Annotated in this window: 15 protein-coding genes; 8 read left to right on the forward strand and 7 right to left on the reverse strand. The window is 65.3% G+C overall.

Going from position 1 to position 18,623, the window contains the following annotated elements:
* Positions 1 to 134: 134 nt before the first annotated feature.
* Complete coding sequence (locus HLH45_RS02640) at positions 135 to 2,120, reverse strand: glycoside hydrolase family 84 protein (protein ID WP_008574843.1); 1,986 nt, start codon at positions 2,118 to 2,120, stop codon at positions 135 to 137.
* Between the two features lie 476 nt (positions 2,121 to 2,596).
* Positions 2,597 to 2,971, reverse strand: coding sequence for a P-II family nitrogen regulator (locus tag HLH45_RS02645; RefSeq protein WP_008574841.1), 375 nt, complete (start codon positions 2,969 to 2,971; stop codon positions 2,597 to 2,599).
* A 153-nt stretch (positions 2,972 to 3,124) separates the two neighbouring features.
* Between HLH45_RS02645 and ubiK the strand changes: the two genes are divergently transcribed.
* The 3 genes from ubiK to HLH45_RS02660 all read left to right on the forward strand — a co-directional run bounded on the left by ubiK (position 3,125) and on the right by HLH45_RS02660 (position 5,794).
* Complete coding sequence (gene ubiK, locus HLH45_RS02650; RefSeq protein ID WP_008574840.1) at positions 3,125 to 3,403, forward strand: ubiquinone biosynthesis accessory factor UbiK; 279 nt, start codon at positions 3,125 to 3,127, stop codon at positions 3,401 to 3,403.
* Between the two features lie 15 nt (positions 3,404 to 3,418).
* Complete coding sequence (locus tag HLH45_RS02655; RefSeq protein WP_008574838.1) at positions 3,419 to 4,939, forward strand: YifB family Mg chelatase-like AAA ATPase; 1,521 nt, start codon at positions 3,419 to 3,421, stop codon at positions 4,937 to 4,939.
* A gap of 345 nt (positions 4,940 to 5,284) precedes the next feature.
* A complete protein-coding gene (locus tag HLH45_RS02660; RefSeq protein WP_008574836.1) occupies positions 5,285 to 5,794 on the forward strand; it encodes a lipocalin family protein in 510 nt (169 codons plus the stop codon).
* A 223-nt stretch (positions 5,795 to 6,017) separates the two neighbouring features.
* Here HLH45_RS02660 and HLH45_RS02665 read toward each other — a convergent pair whose 3' ends face one another.
* Positions 6,018 to 6,194: a hypothetical protein gene (locus HLH45_RS02665; RefSeq protein WP_008574834.1), complete on the reverse strand. Its 177-nt coding sequence runs from the start codon at positions 6,192 to 6,194 to the stop codon at positions 6,018 to 6,020.
* Positions 6,195 to 6,573: 379 nt separating this feature from the next.
* Here HLH45_RS02665 and HLH45_RS02670 point away from each other — a divergent pair, with 379 nt between their 5' ends.
* Positions 6,574 to 8,136, forward strand: a complete 1,563-nt coding sequence (locus HLH45_RS02670) for an EAL domain-containing protein (RefSeq protein WP_008574831.1) — start codon at positions 6,574 to 6,576, stop codon at positions 8,134 to 8,136.
* A 64-nt stretch (positions 8,137 to 8,200) separates the two neighbouring features.
* Here HLH45_RS02670 and HLH45_RS02675 read toward each other — a convergent pair whose 3' ends face one another.
* A complete protein-coding gene (locus HLH45_RS02675; protein ID WP_008574829.1) occupies positions 8,201 to 9,322 on the reverse strand; it encodes a fatty acid desaturase family protein in 1,122 nt (373 codons plus the stop codon).
* 9 nt (positions 9,323 to 9,331) lie between these two features.
* Positions 9,332 to 10,408, reverse strand: coding sequence for a ferredoxin reductase (locus HLH45_RS02680; protein ID WP_008574827.1), 1,077 nt, complete (start codon positions 10,406 to 10,408; stop codon positions 9,332 to 9,334).
* A gap of 92 nt (positions 10,409 to 10,500) precedes the next feature.
* On the opposite strand from HLH45_RS02680, the gene fabR reads away from it, so the two are divergent.
* From fabR to HLH45_RS02700, 4 genes are all read left to right on the forward strand, one after another.
* Complete coding sequence (gene fabR, locus HLH45_RS02685) at positions 10,501 to 11,148, forward strand: HTH-type transcriptional repressor FabR (RefSeq protein ID WP_008574825.1); 648 nt, start codon at positions 10,501 to 10,503, stop codon at positions 11,146 to 11,148.
* A gap of 1,663 nt (positions 11,149 to 12,811) precedes the next feature.
* Positions 12,812 to 13,936, forward strand: a complete 1,125-nt coding sequence (locus tag HLH45_RS02690; protein ID WP_008574821.1) for a slipin family protein — start codon at positions 12,812 to 12,814, stop codon at positions 13,934 to 13,936.
* Between the two features lie 54 nt (positions 13,937 to 13,990).
* On the forward strand, positions 13,991 to 15,214 hold the full coding sequence (locus HLH45_RS02695) for an RtcB family protein (protein ID WP_008574819.1): 1,224 nt from the start codon (positions 13,991 to 13,993) through the stop codon (positions 15,212 to 15,214).
* A gap of 205 nt (positions 15,215 to 15,419) precedes the next feature.
* Positions 15,420 to 16,220, forward strand: a complete 801-nt coding sequence (locus HLH45_RS02700; protein WP_008574817.1) for a hypothetical protein — start codon at positions 15,420 to 15,422, stop codon at positions 16,218 to 16,220.
* Positions 16,221 to 16,481: 261 nt separating this feature from the next.
* Here the strand turns inward: HLH45_RS02700 and HLH45_RS02705 are convergent, their stop codons facing one another.
* The gene (locus HLH45_RS02705; protein WP_008574816.1) at positions 16,482 to 17,351 is read right to left on the reverse strand and encodes an alpha/beta hydrolase family protein; all 870 of its coding nucleotides are present in this window, start codon (positions 17,349 to 17,351) and stop codon (positions 16,482 to 16,484) included.
* Positions 17,351 to 18,445, reverse strand: a complete 1,095-nt coding sequence (locus tag HLH45_RS02710) for a DUF3182 family protein (RefSeq protein ID WP_008574814.1) — start codon at positions 18,443 to 18,445, stop codon at positions 17,351 to 17,353. Before HLH45_RS02710 ends, HLH45_RS02705 begins: the two co-directional genes overlap by 1 nt.
* Positions 18,446 to 18,623 lie beyond the last annotated feature (178 nt).

An 18,623-nucleotide genomic window follows, 5' to 3' on the forward strand; every position in this document is an offset into this window, starting at 1 on the left:
GATCTGCAGCACAGACGTCCTTCCAGCGCGCCATGCCGGGTGCTGCGATGCAGTGGCAATGGCGCTCCCGCATTTGCAGGCACAGCGACGCGAGCAATTCCCGATGCGCGTCGCTGTGTTATTGCACTCCCCCATCACTTTGCTGCTGCCGAGTCGGCAACCGCCGGCACGCGATAGGCGATCAAGCGCGGCGCTTGCGCGATGAAGCGGTCGAGCACGCCGTCAGCGAGCTTGACCGGGCCGCCGAAGCGCGTGGCGCCGGGAATCGTTGGGATCTGGCTTGCGACGGCGGCGATCGCAGCCGCCTCGGCAAACAAGGCCGGCGCCTGCGTGTGGCCGCGATTTGCCGCATCCAGCCCGGCTGCCGTCTTCTGCAGGGCCTGGCCCCAATCCTCCATTGCCTCCAGCCAGGGGCGCGATTGCTCGGCAAAGCCCTTGTCGGCGACGCCGTCGCGGATGATCTGCGGTGCCGCAGCCAGTTCGTCGGCAGCGCGTGCCAGTTCGGCAATCGCCTGCGTGCGCGTTGCCGCATCGCCAAGCGCGATTGCCTCGCGCACATGATCGAGCACGGCCTTCAAGCGTGGAGCCTGTTCCTGCCACGGCTGGCTGCCAAAGGTTGGCGCCAGATGCTGGGTGTCGAAGAAGGTCAGCAAGGCCGCAGCCACGCGCGCATCGCCGCCGGCCAGATCGCGCGCCGCCGCATGCCAGGTGCGTTGCGCGTCGTAGTCTTTGTCGTTCCAGGCGAACGCGGTCACACCCATCACCGCGACGCGGCTGGGCGCTTCCTGGTTCATCGGGTTGGAGACGATGCCCGACAACTCGGCCGACAGACCCGCCTCGCGCCGCGCATACGGCGCCATCAGCAGGCGCCCGGCCGACGTTTCGAAATCGTTGACCGGGTAGTTGTCCCACAACAGCGTCTTGCGACCGAACGCCTTGGTGGCCGCACGCGCATCGGGGATGGAAATGGCCGGCGGCACCACATCGGTGCCGGTCCACTGCACCACGATCTTCGGATCAAGATGCTTGCGCAAGGCTTCCTTGTACGGACTCTCTTTGGCGTCGTAGTACTCGGTCGGCACCATGATGAGTTCAGCGGCCGCATCGTGGCGCGCGACCAGATCGGCCTGCACCAGATTGAGCAGATGCGACTGCGCGATACCGGCCGCCTGCGCGCCGGACTCGCCAAAGGTGGTCTTGTCGCGTTCGCAATTCCACTTGGTGTATTCGATATCGTCCAGCGCCACGTAGAAGCTGCGCACGCCCAGCGCACGGAACGCATCGAACTTGCGCAACAAGGCCTTGGCATCGGCCGGATCGGAGAAGCACACGGTGGGGCCAGGCGAAATCGCATAGACGAAATCGACGTGATTGCGCTTGGCGGTAGCGGCCAGCTGGCCAAGCGCCTTCAAGGTCGCCCTCGGGTACGGCTCGCGCCAGCGATCGCGCGCGTAAGGGTCGTCCTTGGGGCTATAGATGAAGGTGTTGGCCTTGGTGCGGGCGAGGAAATCGATGTGCTTGCTGCGATCGCTCATCGACCACGGCGCGCCGTAGAAGCCTTCGATGGTGCCGCGGATCGGCATGGCCGGGTAATCCTGGATCGTCAACGTCGGGATGGCCGGCCGCTCGACCAGCTGCCGCAGCGTCTGCGCCGCATGGAACAGGCCATCGTCGTCGTGGCCGGCCAGCGTGATCAGGCTGCCGCGATCGAGCGCAACGCTGGCCAACGTGTAGCCTTCCTTATGGGTGTCCTGGGTCGCCTTGCTGCGCGTCAGCGCATCGCGCACCACTGCCGCATCGCCGGTGCCGAGCACGATGTGCGGGCGGTCCAGCGCGGCAGGCAGGCGTGTGGCGGTCGCAATCTTGGTGACGCCGGCGCTGTCGAGAATGCGGCGCACCAGCGCCACCGTGGCCTTGTCCGCGCCAGGGGCGACCACCAGCACCACCGAGCGGCCCAAGGTCACGGTTGCGCCATCCAGCGTGATCGAGACCGGCGTCGGATAGATCGCCGGCTGGGTGACCGGTTCGGTCACGGCCTGTGCCAACGCCGGAGCAGCCAGGCCCAACGCCACCAATACCGAAAGCAGGCGCACGCCCGGCGTACTGTTGCGTGGCTTCATCTCGAACTCCGGTATTGGAATGGTATTACGCCCTAGAGTAGGCAAGTCGGGCGGCGGCGACAAGCGCGGCCGGGATTTCCATCTGGCCAGCGCTAGGCTTCCGTGCGGTGACTTCAGCCTGTTTCTGCATCGCAATCCAGAAAGGTGCGGCAGCGATACATGGCGGTATTGAAATGGTATGAAACGTGGGGCGTTTGCGCCTGACAGCGGCCTGGCGCGGATGCACCCAGCCATGCATCAGCCGCGGTGATGCGCACCACAGCCAACGCAGTCAGCGCACGTGGCGCGCCGCAGGGCTTGGGCGGTCGAGTTCCTGTGAGCCGTGCGATGCCTGCAATGCGCCTGATCCAGCGCCACTAACTGCGGTGCTGGCTCAGCAATACGTGGCCCGGGCATCGTCGTTGCGCCGGCAGAGGGCAGCAAACCCCTCGCCACCCACCGCGCATCCGGCAAGCAGCGGGCGCCGCGTTGCGAACCTACAGCGCGTCGCTATCCAGCTCGCCGGTACGGATGCGTACCACCGTGCCCAGGTCGTACACGAACACCTTGCCGTCGCCGATCTTGCCGGTACCGGCCGCCGCGACGATCGCCTCGACCACACGCTCGGCCTGGTCGTCGGTCACCGCCACTTCGATCTTCACCTTGGGCAGGAAATCGACCACATATTCGGCGCCGCGATAGAGCTCGGTATGGCCTTTCTGCCGGCCGAAGCCCTTGACCTCGGTCACCGTGATGCCCGCCACCCCGCAGCCGGCGAGCGCTTCGCGCACATCGTCGAGCTTGAACGGTTTGACGATGGCCATGATCATTTTCATCGGTGCAGGTCCCAGGGCATGACGGCCGCGCAGCATACCGTGGACGGGCGCAACACTCATCCAACCGCGCGCCGCCATCACCGCGGACGACAGCCGAATGGGACTATCCTTACCGCCTGCCGACTGCCTTGCCGATGTCCCGCGTGTCCCGGCCTGCACTAGGCTTCCTACGGACCTGCGGAGAACACCATGATCGATTTCAACCAGCTCGACGACCTCGCCCGCCGCCTCAGCGACCTGGTGCCGCCGGGCCTGCGCCAATCGCGCGAAGAACTGCAAAGCACCTTCAAGGGCGCGCTGCAGGCCGGCCTGGGCAAGCTGGACCTGGTCACCCGCGAAGAGTTCGACGTGCAGCGCGCGGTCTTGCTGCGCACCCGCGAAAAACTCGACGCGCTGGAGCAGACCGTCGCCGCACTGGAGGCGCGCGCGCCCGGCACGCCACCCGCTGCACCGCCCACCATCCCCTGAGCGAAGGCCACCACCATGAGTCTGGCGCTGGTGCACAGCCGTGCCCGCGTGGGAGTGCATGCGCCTGAGGTTCGGGTGGAAGTGCATCTCTCCGGCGGTCTTCCTTCCACCCAGATCGTGGGCCTGCCCGAAGCGGCAGTGCGCGAATCGCGCGAACGCGTGCGTGCCGCCCTGCTGTGCGCACAGTTCGAATTTCCCGCCCGGCGCATCACCATCAACCTGGCACCGGCCGATTTACCGAAAGAAGGCGGCCGGTTCGATCTGCCGATCGCCCTCGGTATCCTGGCTGCCAGCGGGCAGATCGACCGCCAGGCCCTGGCCGATTACGAATTCCTCGGCGAGCTTGCGCTGACCGGCGAGCTGCGCGGCGTCGACGGCGTGCTGCCCGCGGCGCTGGCGGCCGCGCAGGCCGGACGACGGCTGATCGTCCCGCTCGCCAACGGTGCCGAAGCGGCCATCGCCGGACACGTCGAAGCCTTCACCGCGCGTACCCTGCTGGATGTCTGCGCGACGCTCAACGGCAGCCAGAAAGCGCCCGCCGCCGAGCTGGCAGTGCAGGCGCTCGGCGCCCGCGCCCTGCCCGACATGGCCGACGTGCGCGGGCAACCGCACGCCCGCCGCGCGCTGGAGATCGCCGCTGCCGGTGGGCACCACCTGTTGCTGGTCGGCAGCCCTGGCTGCGGCAAGACCCTGCTGGCCTCGCGCCTGCCCGGTCTATTGCCCGAAGCCAGCGAAGCAGAAGCACTGGAAACCGCTGCGATCACCTCGATCAGCGGCCGTGGGCTGGATCTGGCCCGCTGGCGGCAACGCCCCTACCGCGCCCCGCACCACACCGCCAGCGCAGTGGCCCTGGTCGGCGGCGGCACGCACCCGCGCCCCGGCGAGATCTCGCTGTCTCACAACGGCGTGCTGTTCCTGGACGAATTGCCCGAGTGGCAACGGCAAACCCTGGAAGTGTTGCGCGAGCCCTTGGAGTCGGGCGTGGTCACGATCGCGCGCGCGGCACGCAGCGTGGATTTTCCGGCGCGCTTTCAATTGGTCGCCGCCATGAATCCCTGCCCGTGCGGCTGGGCAGGCGATGGCAGCGGGCGCTGCCGCTGCAGTAGCGACAGCATCCGTCGCTACCGCAGCCGCATCTCCGGCCCGTTGCTGGACCGTATCGATCTGCATGTCGAAGTGCCGCGCCTCCCTCCGCAGGCGCTGCGCAGCGGCAACCTCGGTGAAGACAGCGCCAGCGTGCGTGCCCGCGTGGTCGCCGCGCGACAGCGACAGCTTGCACGCGGTGCGCTGCCCAATGCGCAACTGGACCAGGCCGACACCGACCGCCATTGCCGCCTGCAACACGACGATCAGGTGCTGCTGGAGCGCGCCATCGAACACCTGCAGCTGTCCGCACGCTCGATGCATCGCATCCTGCGCGTTGCGCGCACCATCGCCGATCTCGACGACAGCCCGGACATCGCCACACCCCATCTCACCGAAGCGATCGGCTACCGCAAACTGGATCGTGCGCTTGGCACCGCCAGCGCGGCGTAGCGTGCTCGGCAGGTCGACAGGCGCGCGCGATTCGCACGCCATCCGCTGGCGTGACACCTTGGTACCGCAAAGCGCCCGCATTGTCAGGGCATCGTTTCGGTTTCGGTTTCGGTGTCGGTGTCGGTGCGCAACCTCATTCGCCGCCACGGAGTTCATCGGATGCAGCCAATTGATCGCTCGCGCGGCATCGGCCCACGAGCGGCATCGTGCCAACCGGCCGTGCGCACCGAGCCGGTGCCCTCGCGGACGCCCGTCCTTGCTGCACGACCGCTGGCGCCACATCCCAACATGCATTTCATGGCGCTACACGTACAACAGGCGCCACTCCATTGTGCAGAGGCCTGTATGAGCCACCATCCCGAACTCGCCACGGTCCCTTCGCTGGATCTGAATCGCTACCTGGGCACGTGGTACGAAATCGCCCGCCTGCCGACCCGCTTCGAGGATGCCGACTGCACCGATGTGTCGGCGCACTACACCCTGGAAGAGGACGGCAGCGTGCGCGTCCAAAATCGCTGCTTCACCGCGGAAGGCGAGCTGGAAGAAGCGATCGGCCAGGCGCGCGCCATCGACGACACGCACAGCCGCCTGGAAGTGACCTTCTTGCCCGAAGGTCTGCGCTGGATCCCTTTCACCAAGGGTGACTATTGGGTGATGCGCATCGATGCCGATTACACCGCTGCACTGGTCGGCAGCCCGGATCGCAAGTACCTCTGGCTACTGGCACGCTTGCCGCAGCTGGACGAAAACATCGCCCAGGCCTATCTGGCGCATGCGCGCGAACAGGGCTTCGACCTGGCGCCACTGATCCACACCCCGCATACCGGGCGGCTGACCGAGCAACCGCTTCCGTAGGCGACCCCGGCTGGTTGGGGAACTGGTCAAACCGGCAACGGCAGCACCGTCGCGCCTGCAACCCCGGTCGCATCGAGGCACCGACCAAGGGACGACAGGCACGCGATGCTCTCAACGACCAGCCAGACGACACTCGCCCACCGACGCAATCGCCATGTCCACGGCCATGGCGACCCAGCGTACTGGCCTAGCCGTTCCATCGCGCAGGCCAGCGCTCGTCCTCTCAATCGTCGAGCGTGCCGAGATCCCTGGCAGCGGCCTGTGCACCTTCCAGGCTGTCGAAGGCCACGCCGGTATCGCCGACCACGTACTTGGTCAGCTCGCCGTCGCGTGTTGTTTCCTGCATCTTGAAGATCGGCACCGCATCGGTGCCGCCGACGCGTTCTTTCTGCGTTGTCATGCGTGATTCCTCCAGTGAAAGCGCCTTGCGTGGGACCGTTGTCCCGCCGCTCCCGGGCGGGAGCGCAGACGATCCGACCGTAGCGCGGTAGTGCGTGCAGTGGCGTGAATCCGCAGGCGGCCCCGACTGCCAGGATGCGACGCAGGACGATCGGAAAAAAATCACAGCCGCTTCGCTCCGCAAACGCGCGCAATGCACGCGTGTGTCGTACATTCGCGACGTGCAGCCTCATCAATCAATGCCGTGCGTCACCAATCGCTACGTGCGCCGTTCGCGCGTACCCGGTTGGCGTGCACCTTCCATCTGCCCAAGCCTGCGCTGGCGGCATTTCTCGAGGAGCCATGCGTGAACCGGCAGCACAGCCGTCGCAGGTGGTGAGGTGAAGCGCCAACGCATCATCAGTGTCACCGTGCTGCTGGTGTTGCTGAGCGCAACGCTGCCGATCGGCCTCTCCTACTACCTGGCCTGGCGGCTGGCCTTGGCGCGCGAAGAGGGCAGGCTGAGCCAGCTGGCTGCGCTGTCGATCCGGCGCACTGAAACCGCCTTCGACGAGGCGCATGGGGCATTGTTGAGCATGGCCGCCTCGCGGTTGCCACCGTGCTCGCCTCCGCACCTGGCACAGATGCGCGCCCTGGTGCTGACCAGCCACTACATCGTCGAGCTGGGACGGTTTCAACAAGGTCGCCTCAGCTGCACCTCATGGGGCCAACTGCGCAATACCATTCCGCAGCGCACCGCCGATTTCGTGGTCAAGCGCGGCATCGCGGTGACCACGCGGCTGCTGCCGTTGGCCAATCCGCAGCGTCCGCTGATGGCGCTGCAACTGGGCGACTACAACGCCCTGATCAACCCCGACACGCTGGCCGACATCAATATTCCGCCTGGCCTGCAACTGGCGATCGGCACGCCGGACGGGCAGATCCTCAGCAGCACCGGTACCGCCGCCGAACGCTTGCTGACCGACCCCCCAGCCACGCGTGAGCCGGGCGACCTCTTGCTGTCGCAGGTGTTGTTCGGGCGCGACCGTCGTGGCGACTGGGCCGCGGTGGTCACCGAACCGGTGGCCTATCTGCGCGGGCCGCTGGCGGCGGCACGGTTGCAGCTGGTACCGGTCGGCATTGCAGTGGCGCTGCTGCTGGTCGGTGCAGTGCTGTGGGTCTCGCGGCGGCGGCTGTCGCCACTGGCGCGGCTGGAGATCGCCGTGCAGCGTGGCGAGTTCATCGTGCACTACCAACCGATCATCGCGCTCGACAGCGGTGCCTGCGTCGGTGCCGAAGCGCTGGTGCGCTGGCAGCAGCCCGACGGCGTGCTGGTGCCGCCGGACGCCTTCATCCCGCTGGCCGAACAAAGCGGGCTGATCCTGCCGATCACCGATCTGGTGGTGGCCGAAGTCATCCGCGAACTCGGCCCCACCCTGGCCGCCGATCCAGCGCTGCACGTGGCCATCAATGTCTCCGCCGACGACATCAAGAGCGGCCGCGTGCAGGGCGTGCTGGCGCAGGCGTTGCGGGGCACCGGCGTGGACAGCGGCCAGCTGTGGGTGGAGGCGACCGAACGCAGCCTGATGGACATCGATGCGGCACGCACCACCATCACCCATCTGCGCGGGGCCGGCCACACGGTCTCCATCGACGATTTCGGCACCGGCTATTCGAGCCTGCAGTATCTGCAGGGCCTGCCGCTGGACGCGTTGAAGATCGACAAGTCGTTCGTGGATACCATCGGCACCCACTCGGCCACCAGCGCCGTGACCGCGCACATCATCGAGATGGCCAAGACACTGCGGCTGCGCACCATCGCCGAAGGGGTCGAGCGGCAGGAACAGCTCGATTATCTGCGCGCCCATGGCGTGGATCTGGCGCAGGGCTGGCTGTTCTCGCGCGCGTTGCCGGCCACTGGTTTCATCGCCTACTACGCACAGGCACGCAGCGCGACGCAGTGAACCGGCAAAAAAAAAGGCCGCCATTGGCGGCCTTTCGATGTCGATCATGCGTTGCGCAATCCGATCACGCGCCCTGCAATGCAGCGCTGCTCTGCCGCACCGGCTTGGGCCGGCTCGGGAAGGCATGGCGCACGATTCGCCACATCACCTGGCCGAACTGGCGCGGCAGCGAGCCGGTGTTGTAGTGCTGGCCGTAGCGCGCACAGACCTGCTTCACTTCGACAGCGATCTGCGCATAGCGGTTGGCCGGCAGGTCCGGATAGAAGTGATGCTCGATCTGGTGGCTCAGGTTACCCGACAGCACGTTCATCAGCTTGCCGCCGGTCAGGTTGGACGAACCACGCAGCTGACGCAGATACCAGTGGCCACGCGATTCGTTGCGGATGGATTCCTTCGGAAACACTTCCGCATCGGCCGTGAAGTGGCCGCAGAAGATGATCACGAAGGTCCAGATGCTACGCAGCACGTTGGCCGTCAGATTGCCCAGCAGCACGGTCAGGAAGAACGGGCCGGCCAGCAGCGGAAATACGATGTAGTCCTTGAGCATCTGGCGGCCCATCTTGCGGCCGACCGGCAGGAACGAGGCACGCAGTTCGGCCGCCTTCATCTTGCCGGCGAACCAACGGCCCAGGCGCAGGTCCTGGATCGCCACGCCCCATTCGAACAGCAGCGCGAACACCACCGCAATGAAGGGCTGCAGCAGGTAGAACGGGCGCCAGCGCTGCTCGGGGAAGATGCGCAGCAGGCCGTAGCCGATGTCGTCGTCCATGCCGCGCACGTTGGTGTAGGTGTGGTGCTTGAAGTTGTGCGTCTTGCGCCAGTTGTCGCCGGTGGCAACGATGTCCCACTCGTAGGTGTTGCCGTTGAGCTGCGGGTCGCCCATCCAGTCGTACTGGCCGTGCATGACGTTATGGCCCAGCTCCATGTTCTCCAGGATCTTGGACAACGCCAGCAGCAGCACGCCGGCGATCCATGCCGGAACCAGCACGCTGTGCACGAACGCACCCAGGAACAGCAGCGCACGACCGGCCACGCCGGTCCAGCGCACGGCGGCCACGATGCGGCGGATGTAGCGCGCATCGGCGGCGCCCACCTGGCTCAGCACGCGCGCGCGGATGGCATCGAGTTCGTCGCCGAAAGACTGCAGTTCGGCAGCGGACAGGGCACGGTTATGGACTCGGCTCATGAAGATTCCTTACAGATCCAGGATCAGGTCAGTGCTTGGCGCACTAATGCACAGGCGCACCTGTGCGGTGGGTTCGTTACTGCGTTCACCGGTGAGCAGGTGCCGGGTGGTGCCGGATTGGCGCGGGCAGGCGCAGGTGTTGCAGATGCCCATGCGGCAGCCATGTTTGGGCCGCAGGCCTTGCGCTTCCAGCCCTTCCAGCAGCGACTGGCCGCGCGGCAGGGTCAGGGTACGGCCGCTGCGTGACAGTTGGACCTGCACCTGGCCGGTCTCGGCCTGGTCCAGTGCCGGCACGCTGAAGGCTTCGGCCTGAAATGCAGCCACGCGTCCCTGCAGCCGTTCGCGCGCGGCCTGCACAAAACCACCCGGCCCGCAGGCCATCAAATGGCGCTGCTCCAGCGCGGCAATGTGGTCCAACGAATAGGTGTCCACGCGTTCTGCAGGAGTCTCGCCTTCGCGGGTGGTCAGCAGTTGCACACGCAGGCGCGGATGCGCCGCGGCCAGCGCGGCGAATTCGTCGACGAAGCAGGCTTCGTCGCGCTGGCGCACCCAATACAGCAGGTCCACGTCCATCGGCATGCCGGCTTGCGCGGCGGCCTGCAGCAACGCACGCATCGGCGTGATGCCGGAGCCGGCGGCCAGCAGCAGGAGCGGGGTAGGCGTGGTCGGCAGCAGCATGTCGCCGAAGGCCGGGGCCAGCGAGACCACCGTGCCCAAGGCCGCATCGTGCGCCAGGAAGCGGCTCACCAGCCCACCCTCGATCGCCTTGACGGTGATCGCCAGCCGGCCGTCGGCCTGCACCGTGGGGCTGTAGCTACGCAACAGCCGGCGGCCGTCGATCTCCACGCCCAGGCTCACGTGCTGGCCGGCCTGCAGGCCGCGCCAGTGGCCGTTGGGCTGCAACACCAGGGTCACCGCGTCCCGGCTGGCCGGGGTGCGCTGGACCAGCCGCGCCATCGGCTGTTCCAGCGTCCACAACGGGTTGAGCCGGGTTGCCCAGAAATCGAACAGTTGCGGCGACACCAGTCGGCGCGCCAGGCGTGCCGGCAGCGGGGACTTGGACTTACGAGGAGATGCCAGGTTCATGGGCCGCACTATACGCATGCATGCACACCCGTGTATACACTTGTATATTGCCAGAGGGGCTATGATTCAGGCCCACGCCCGGCTGCAGCCCCATGACCTCTATCGCCCTGCCTTCCCACGACGCGCCGCCGTCCCGCAAGCCGGCGATTTCACGGGAGGATCTCATCGCTGCAGCGCTGTCCTTGATTGGCCCGCACCGTAGCCTGTCCACGCTGAGCCTGCGCGAAGTGGCACGCGAGGCAGGCATCGCGCCGAACAGCTTCTATCGCCAGTTCCGCGACATGGACGAGCTCGCCGTGGCCTTGATCGATCGGGCCGGGCGTTCGCTACGCACCATCATCGGCCAAGCGCGCCAGCGCGCGACCTCCACCGACCGCAGCGTCATCCGTGTCTCGGTCGAAGCCTTCATGGAACAGCTGCGCGCCGACGACAAGCTGCTGCACGTACTGCTGCGCGAAGGCGCGGTGGGCTCGGACGCCTTCAAGCAAGCGGTGGAGCGCGAACTCACCTATTTCGAAGACGAGCTGCGCGTGGACCTGATTCGCCTGGCCGCGGCCGACAACGCCAAGCTGCACGCGCCTGCCCTGGTGTCCAAGGCGATCACCCGGCTGGTATTTGCGATGGGCGCGGTGGCAATGGATTCGCCACCGGAAAAAGATCCCGAGCTGATCGAGCAGATCTCGCAGATGCTGCGCATGATCCTGACCGGCGCGCGCACGCTGGGCACCCACGCAGGCTGATTGTCTGCACTGACGTTGGCGCGCGCGCTGGCGTGCGGGCGGAAGGAGCACCGCAGGCGGTCAGCGTCGTGCCGAATCACGGATCTTCAAAGACGTGGCGGGCGCGGCATCGCTCTTGCGAGCCACTCTGATCCAACACTTCAGGCCATCCTGCGTGACTGGCGACATGCGGGCGCACACAACGCGCGGTGACGTGTCGTCCCTCTGTCATCGGCACAGAGGCGAAACGGCCCGCAGCATCGATGCGCGACGAGCGATGCCTCGCCGAATGCGACGCATGCGGCATCTGGGCAAAAACTCTAGCTGCCGCCCCCTTCTCTCGAAGCGATGGAAGCGCTGCAGGCGAAGGCTTACATGGCCTACAAATCCACAAGGCTGCAGGCCGCGTGAGCGCGTCCAGTGTCCGCGTGGACATGGGGCGCGGGCTGCACCGGCCAACAGCGCGCCGCTTGAATTGCATGTCGATTGCTCGCCGCGCGCAGCGTCGGCTCGCCTGGTCCTGAATTTCGAAATCGTGGCATCGCTTGTGCCGACCATTCCACGCAATGGCTCTCGCCTGCTGCCGCGACGCGATTTTGATTCTGTTTCCGACGACCGACTCCGACCACCAGAGAGATAATCCAGAACATAATTGCATAAAGTGCTTGCATCGCTAAAAAGACACGGGTAATGTTCGCGCCCTCGGCAGCCACGTCTGCACTTTTACCCAATCGGCCTCATGTCCCTGCTCAACTCCGCCACACTCAACCGACTGCCCAGCGCCCACCGCGCGGCATCGTGTGTGCGCACGAAGAAAGCAGACGTGCGCATCACCCTCTTCGACTGATGTCCTGACAAGGAGATCGGTCACCCGATCTCCGAGGCAAGCGAACGCCCTCGGATGCAGCATCCGGGGGCGTTTTCGTATGCGTTCGCACCGACTCTTGTGGATGACCCTCCAGGTACCCGGGCATGGATTTCCCGACAGCACGGACGTTGCACGCGAACAGGCGTCAAAGCGCTATGTGCCGGGCACGGGTGGCGCGTGGTCATGCGCATACAAGAATTACCGTTTGAATAAAACGGTAATCAGAAACATTGCGAAAGATATTCAGCGGCCTGGAATTTATTCCAGCTGGTGCGCGCGGCAATGCCGTGGCGTATACCGAACTCTTTTTCGTGTTTCTCGCTACGGGTATCGGCTCCTGGTGGAGCGGCGGCGCAAGCCGTAGGCCTGGTTCAATTCCGGAATACCCACCACTGGATAGCTCAATTGGTAGAGCAGCAGATTTGTAATCTGTTAGTCGCGGGTTCGAATCCCGCTCCATGCATGACCTTTTCGGTCATTCCTCGGGACGCAAGTCCCTTTACGGAAACGCCCATGCCACAGGCAAACAGGCAAGCCATCGCCTGACTGCCTGCAGCAGCGGCGCCCCTGCCGGGCCTTTGTCCTGAACGCGCGTGCTGCGCCGTTCGCTGCCGTTGTGCAAGACATCGCACCGCATCAGCCACGCACCTGCAGGCGCCAACAGCGCATTGCGCCCCGCACGGCCGCCGTCACGGGCGTTTCCACCCTTCAACGCCGCGTTGCATCGGCACACGTTCCGCCAGCAGTCCGATCCGGGCGGCGGAACGCTTGCATTCCCGGATCGGACCACCAGAGCCAAACCTAAGGAGAAGTGCCATGTTCTGGACCAAGAGGGTCGTGATCGGTGACGGCGAGCGCGGCCTGGTGTATCGCAATCGTCGGTTCGAGCGGGTGCTCGTCCCCGGCGTCTATCGCCTGTTCGACCCGTTGGGTCGCAGCGAGGTCATCGTCCACGCCATCACCCAAGGCGCCTATGTGGGCCGCGATGCGGAGATGCTGATCGATACGCTCGGCAACACCCTGCCGCAACACTTCGTGCTGGCCGACATCGGCACCGCGCAGGTCGGCTTGCTGATCCGCAACGGCAAGCTCGAGGACGTGCTGCCACCGGGCACACGCACGCTGTACTGGCGTGGTCCGGCGGCAATCGAGGTGCAGACCCTGCCATTGGGCGATGGGCTGCAGGTGCCCACCGATGTGCAGCGCAGGCTGCGTCAGCTCGGCACGCTGTCGCGTGTGGCGGTCTGCATGGACGTGCCAGCCGAGTCGCAAGGGCTGGTGTTCGTCGACGGCAAGCTGTTTGCACCGTTCGGGCCGGGGGCGTATGCGTTCTGGAATTTCCAGAAGAACATCACCACCGACGTGATCGATCTGCGCGTGCAGTCGGTCGAAGTGTCCGGGCAGGAGCTGTTGACGCGCGACAAGGTGTCGTTGCGCGTCAACCTGGCCGCCAGCATGCGCGTCACCGATGCGGTGGCAACGCGCACGCGCGTGGCCAAGGCCGGCGATTACCTGTATCGCGAGTTGCAGTACGGCTTGCGGCGCGCGGTCTCGTCCAAGACGCTTGACGAGTTGTTGGGCGACAAGGCCTGCCTGGATGCGGATATCTTCGGGTATGTGCGTGGCAGCGTGAGCGGCTTCGGCATCGAGGTGCTTGGCGTCGGCGTCAAGGACGTGATCCTGCCGGGCGAGATGCGCGAGATCCTCAATGCGGTCGTGCAGGCGGAGAAGCAGGCGCAAGCCAACGTCATCCGTCGGCGCGAAGAGGCCAATGCCACGCGCTCGTTGCTCAACACCGCCAAGTTGATCGAAGACAGCCCGGCGCTGATGCGTTTGAAGGAACTGGAGGCGCTGGAAAAGGTCACCGAAAAGATCGACAAGCTCACCGTGTTCGGCGGCCTGGATGGCGTGCTGAAGCAATTGGTGACGATCAGGCAATGAAGGCTGCGCGTGGCGGAAGGATCTGCCACGCACTGCCGCAAGGCAATGACAACAATGAGTACATCACAACACTTTGAATTTCTGCATGCCGAGGGCAGCACCACCCCGATCAAGGGCTGGGTGCGCGGCGTGCCCCTGGAAGAGCAGGCGCATGCGCAGCTGCGCAATATCGCGGCGGTACCGTTTGTCGGTCCGTGGGTAGCGGTGATGCCCGACGTACATCTGGGTAAAGGCGCAACCGTGGGCTCGGTCATTCCAACCCGTGGCGCCATCATCCCGGCAGCGGTCGGCGTGGATATCGGCTGCGGCATGGCTGCGGTGCGCACCACGCTGCGCGCCAACGACCTGCCCGACAATCTGGCGCAATTGCGCTCCAGCATCGAGCGCAGCGTGCCGGTGGGTAATGGACGTGGCGGCGAGCATCGCAAGCTGCCGGACAGCATTGAGACCCGCATTGCGCAGTCCGGGCTGGTGCAGCGTCTGGATGCGATCAAGCAGCAGCACAAGCGCATCCGTACCGACAAGCTGGACTGCCAGATCGGCACGCTGGGCGGCGGCAACCACTTCATCGAGATCTGCCTGGACGAAACCGATGCGGTATGGGTGATGCTGCACAGCGGTTCGCGCGGCACCGGCAACCTGATCGGCACGTACTTCATCGAGCGCGCGCGCGAACAACTGGCGCATCGCGTGTTGGGTTTCCATCTGCCCGACAAGGACCTGGCCTTCTTCATGCAGGGCGAGCCGTTGTTCGACGAGTACGTCGAAGCGGTGTCGTGGGCGCAGGATTACGCCCGCGAAAATCGCGAGGCGATGATGGCGCGCGTGCTGGCCGAGATGCGTCACCGCTTGCCCAAATTCCAGCTGGAAAAGCTCGCAGTCAATTGCCACCACAACTACGTGCAGAAGGAAACGCACGCTGGTGAGGAATTGTTGATCACCCGCAAGGGCGCAGTGAGCGCTCGTGTCGGCGAGCTGGGCATCATTCCGGGCAGCATGGGCACGCGCAGCTACATCGTGCGTGGGTTGGGCAACGCCGACAGTTTCCACAGCTGCAGCCACGGCGCGGGGCGTGTGATGAGCAGGACCGCTGCACGCGCGCAGATCACCCTGGCACAGCATCGTCAGGCCACCGCACATGTGGAATGCCGCAAGGACGCGGCGGTGCTCGACGAGTCGCCTGCAGCGTACAAGTCCATCGATGCAGTGATGGCGGCGCAGCAGGACCTGGTCGAGGTGCTGCACACCTTGCGCCAGGTGGTGTGCATCAAGGGATAGAAAAGGGCCGCGCCAGCGGCCCTTTTCGCTACAGACACGTTGCAAGTGCGAGTGAGCAACCTCATCCGCAATGCAATGCACAGTTCAGTCATGTCGCGATCGCGCTCACATCAAAGCACGCACGTTTCACTCTTGCGACGCCATCGTTGCGCCTCGTTCGCGGTCTGATCTACAGGGCGCATCCATCAGATAATCCGGAGGCGGTATGAGCAATCTCGACAAGCAGGAACGCAAGGAAGAAGCAAAGGACTTGAACCGCGACCCGATCTCCGGTGCGCCTGGTTCGCATCCAGTTGGCGTCGGTGTGGGCGGCATCGCCGGCGGTGCGGCGGCAGGGGCGCTTGCAGGCACGGTGTTCGGGCCGCTCGGCACCTTGATTGGTGCAGCGGCCGGCGTGGTTGCTGGCGCAGCGGCTGGCAAGGGCGTGGCCGAACGGCTCGACCCCACTGTGGAGACCGAATACTGGCGCCAGGAGCATCGCAACCGCCCCTACTACAAGGAAGGCACCGACTACGATCGCGACTACGCCACCGTCTACGGATTCGGTTTGCAGGCACGCGAAACCCGCCCGACCAGCACCTGGGAAGAAACCGAAGCCACGCTGGCCGGCGAATGGCCGCGTAACCGCGGGCAATCGCGCCTGGAATGGGATGAAGCCCGGCTTGCAGCACGCGATGCATGGGAGCGTGCGGACCGTACCCACACTGTCTATCGCGACAGCGACACGCATTACGCAGGCCGCTTCGACAGCGCCAGCTACCGCGATGTCGACTATTCGTACGACGACTATCGCCCGGCCTATCGCTATGGCATGCAGGCACGGCAGCAGCACGCCGGCCGCCAGTGGGACGACCACCTGGAACGCGATCTGGGCGATGGCTGGGACCGCTTCAAGGCCAATTCGCGCCTGAGCTGGGAAAAGGCCAAGCATGCGGTACGTGAGGCATTCGACTCGGATCATCACGATGCAGCGGCGCGCCGTCACCCGACCGACCCGCGCGTCTAACGCGTGATCGCCGCGGCGCGGTCACAAGTGCCGCGGCCAGCGCACGACGTTGAACCAGAACGGGCCCATTCGGGCCCGTTCTGCCTTATGGAGTGATGCAGGTTCCTGCTCACTCGGCGGCGCTCAGGACAAAACAGTGCCGAGATGGCCTCAGGCTGACGAACCCACACGCCAATCCGCGCGCCCACCGGGTCTTCAACACACAGAAAGAGCGACGCGTGCGCGACCCCATGGCTTTGCACGCCACGTTTTCCCGGATCACTACCCTGCGGTCTTCTCCACCGCACGGATGTCGCCGCGAAATACCGCAGTAGTCTGTTCCGACGGGGCCGCAGCAGCGCCCTGTTGATCTTTGAGCAACTGCTTGCGCGTGGCCACCACCTCCTTGGCCAATGCAATGCGCCGGCCGACGACCATTTCGGTCAGCCAGTCGATCAGGGCACGCGTGTATTGCTGCTGGTGTTCCTTGATGCTGAGCGCATGGTCCGCGCCAGCGATGACACGCGATGTGAGCGAACGCGCCTGCACGAACGCTTGCGCATAGTTGTGCAGCACCGGCTGCGGCACGATCGCATCGTGCTCGGCTTCCACCAACAGCACATCGCCCTTGTACTCGGCGCAGGCGGCCAAGGCGATGTTGTCTGCCGGACGCAGGCGCTGCTGGCGGTACGCCATCAGGTCCGGGTCGGCGTTGAGGCTGACCTTGGGTTGATCCCAGTGGGCATCCTTGTAGAGCGCAGGCGAACGCAACGCCAGCCATTCCACCGGGCGCTCGCGCGTCAGCAATGCGGACAGATAGCCACCGTAGCTCAGGCCGACCACTGCGATCGACTGCGCATCCACGTAGGGCAGACCTGCCAGTTGATCGTAGGCAGCCTTGATGTCGTCCAGGTTCTGCCCGCGTGTCACGGTCTGGCGCATCGATGCGTAACCCTCATGCCCACGCAGATCGAAGGTCATGCAGATGCAGCCCAGGCCTGCTGCCTCGCGCGCACGTACCAGGCTGTGGTGCTGGCTGCCGCCCCAGCCGTGCACGAACAACACTGCAGGCATGCCTGAGGGCGTGAGCAAGGTGCCGCTGAGTGCGTCCTGGCCGACCGGAATGTCGATGCTAGAAAGTTTGGCTTCCATTACGTCGCAGAGATCCTCCTGTATTTGTAGCGCGGCCCTGGACCGGATTGGGTTGCGCGATAGTAGACCTGTGCATCGGCCGGCGGCTGGCCCTGATAGATTTCGTGTGTGGACGCCCTTACCCACTGCAATGCGGGATCTTGCTGAAAGGCGGCGATTGCAGCGAGTTCTGCCGGGGTTGCACCACCGATTCGCCAGGATTGTTCCAGCACGCCGCATACCGGGACATCGCCAGCATCTTGACCGCTGACCACATCGTAGTTGCGGCGGGAAATCTGCAGCTCAGGATAAGCGGCGGTGACGCATCGATCGTACCTGCACGCCTGCTCGACCACCCGTCGCTCCAGCGATGGCAAAGCTGTGGCCATCAGTGCCTCCAACGACCCGCGGTACACGCACAGCGACGAGCCGCCATACACATCGCTGCCGTCCGCATCGGGCACGCTGCATTGCGTGCCGTAATACGCAATCTGGACGCCGGCAAGACACAACTCGCCTACGCTGTGCGTCGTTGGCTGCAAGATATTGCGTTCCAGCACGCCGCCATGCGTGCCTAGATAGGTATCGGGCAGGCTATCCAGTACCTGCGCCAGCTGCGATGCGTCGGCAATGCGCCATTGGTCGTTGCCGCCCACGCCGGTGGGCAGCTTCAGACGCACGTTTCCACCATCAGACAGCGCCTCGAACGCATGCATCGCATCCGGGCGAGAAAACGCGGTGTAGCCCGGCAGCGTGGCGGGAATCAGCGACATGGCCAGCGCCTGGTCCCAGCCCGCAGTGCTTGCCGCGTCGTCAGAAACCAGTGGGTGACCGATGACCTTGGTGGCCAGAAACGCATGCGGCACGATACCGCCGAGCAAGTCACCGACGCCGTGGATGCCCAGCCCGCGCGCTTGCGCGGTAGTGAGCGTGTCATCGGGTACGTGGAATGTTCCAACTTCGATCACGCCATCGCCAGCGACGCCGGCATCGGGCACGCCCAGCAAATGCGCGACCTCGCGACAGACCCATGCGTGCGTTGCACGCTCATGACCATGCTCGGGCACCACGCGCGTGGCATGCCCAAGCACCTGCCGATAGTGTGTCTGTGCCATGACATCTCCCCTGCGGCGTGATCGCGCGTCGTTGCTGGCCTCGGTCGCAGCTGAGGGACGAGTCGTGGCAGTGGGTATCGCTGGAGCCTTACTTCAGTGCCAGATACAAGCCAAGCACAATCAGGAACACCACGATCAAACTGATGGCAATACGCCCGCCGCGCAACTCCAACAAGGC

The organism is Xanthomonas euvesicatoria, assembly GCF_013112235.1.
GTDB classification, from domain to species: domain Bacteria; phylum Pseudomonadota; class Gammaproteobacteria; order Xanthomonadales; family Xanthomonadaceae; genus Xanthomonas; species Xanthomonas euvesicatoria.

Coding starts and splice junctions, on each gene's coding strand:
- HLH45_RS02640 (WP_008574843.1), bottom strand. CDS start 2,120: ATGAAGCCACGCAACAGTACGCCGGGCGTGCGCCTGCTTTCGGTATTG.
- HLH45_RS02645 (WP_008574841.1), bottom strand. CDS start 2,971: ATGCTGCGCGGCCGTCATGCCCTGGGACCTGCACCGATGAAAATGATC.
- ubiK (WP_008574840.1), top strand. CDS start 3,125: ATGATCGATTTCAACCAGCTCGACGACCTCGCCCGCCGCCTCAGCGAC.
- HLH45_RS02655 (WP_008574838.1), top strand. CDS start 3,419: ATGAGTCTGGCGCTGGTGCACAGCCGTGCCCGCGTGGGAGTGCATGCG.
- HLH45_RS02660 (WP_008574836.1), top strand. CDS start 5,285: ATGAGCCACCATCCCGAACTCGCCACGGTCCCTTCGCTGGATCTGAAT.
- HLH45_RS02665 (WP_008574834.1), bottom strand. CDS start 6,194: ATGACAACGCAGAAAGAACGCGTCGGCGGCACCGATGCGGTGCCGATC.
- HLH45_RS02675 (WP_008574829.1), bottom strand. CDS start 9,322: ATGAGCCGAGTCCATAACCGTGCCCTGTCCGCTGCCGAACTGCAGTCT.
- HLH45_RS02680 (WP_008574827.1), bottom strand. CDS start 10,408: ATGAACCTGGCATCTCCTCGTAAGTCCAAGTCCCCGCTGCCGGCACGC.
- fabR (WP_008574825.1), top strand. CDS start 10,501: ATGACCTCTATCGCCCTGCCTTCCCACGACGCGCCGCCGTCCCGCAAG.
- HLH45_RS02690 (WP_008574821.1), top strand. CDS start 12,812: ATGTTCTGGACCAAGAGGGTCGTGATCGGTGACGGCGAGCGCGGCCTG.
- HLH45_RS02695 (WP_008574819.1), top strand. CDS start 13,991: ATGAGTACATCACAACACTTTGAATTTCTGCATGCCGAGGGCAGCACC.
- HLH45_RS02700 (WP_008574817.1), top strand. CDS start 15,420: ATGAGCAATCTCGACAAGCAGGAACGCAAGGAAGAAGCAAAGGACTTG.
- HLH45_RS02705 (WP_008574816.1), bottom strand. CDS start 17,351: ATGGAAGCCAAACTTTCTAGCATCGACATTCCGGTCGGCCAGGACGCA.
- HLH45_RS02710 (WP_008574814.1), bottom strand. CDS start 18,445: ATGGCACAGACACACTATCGGCAGGTGCTTGGGCATGCCACGCGCGTG.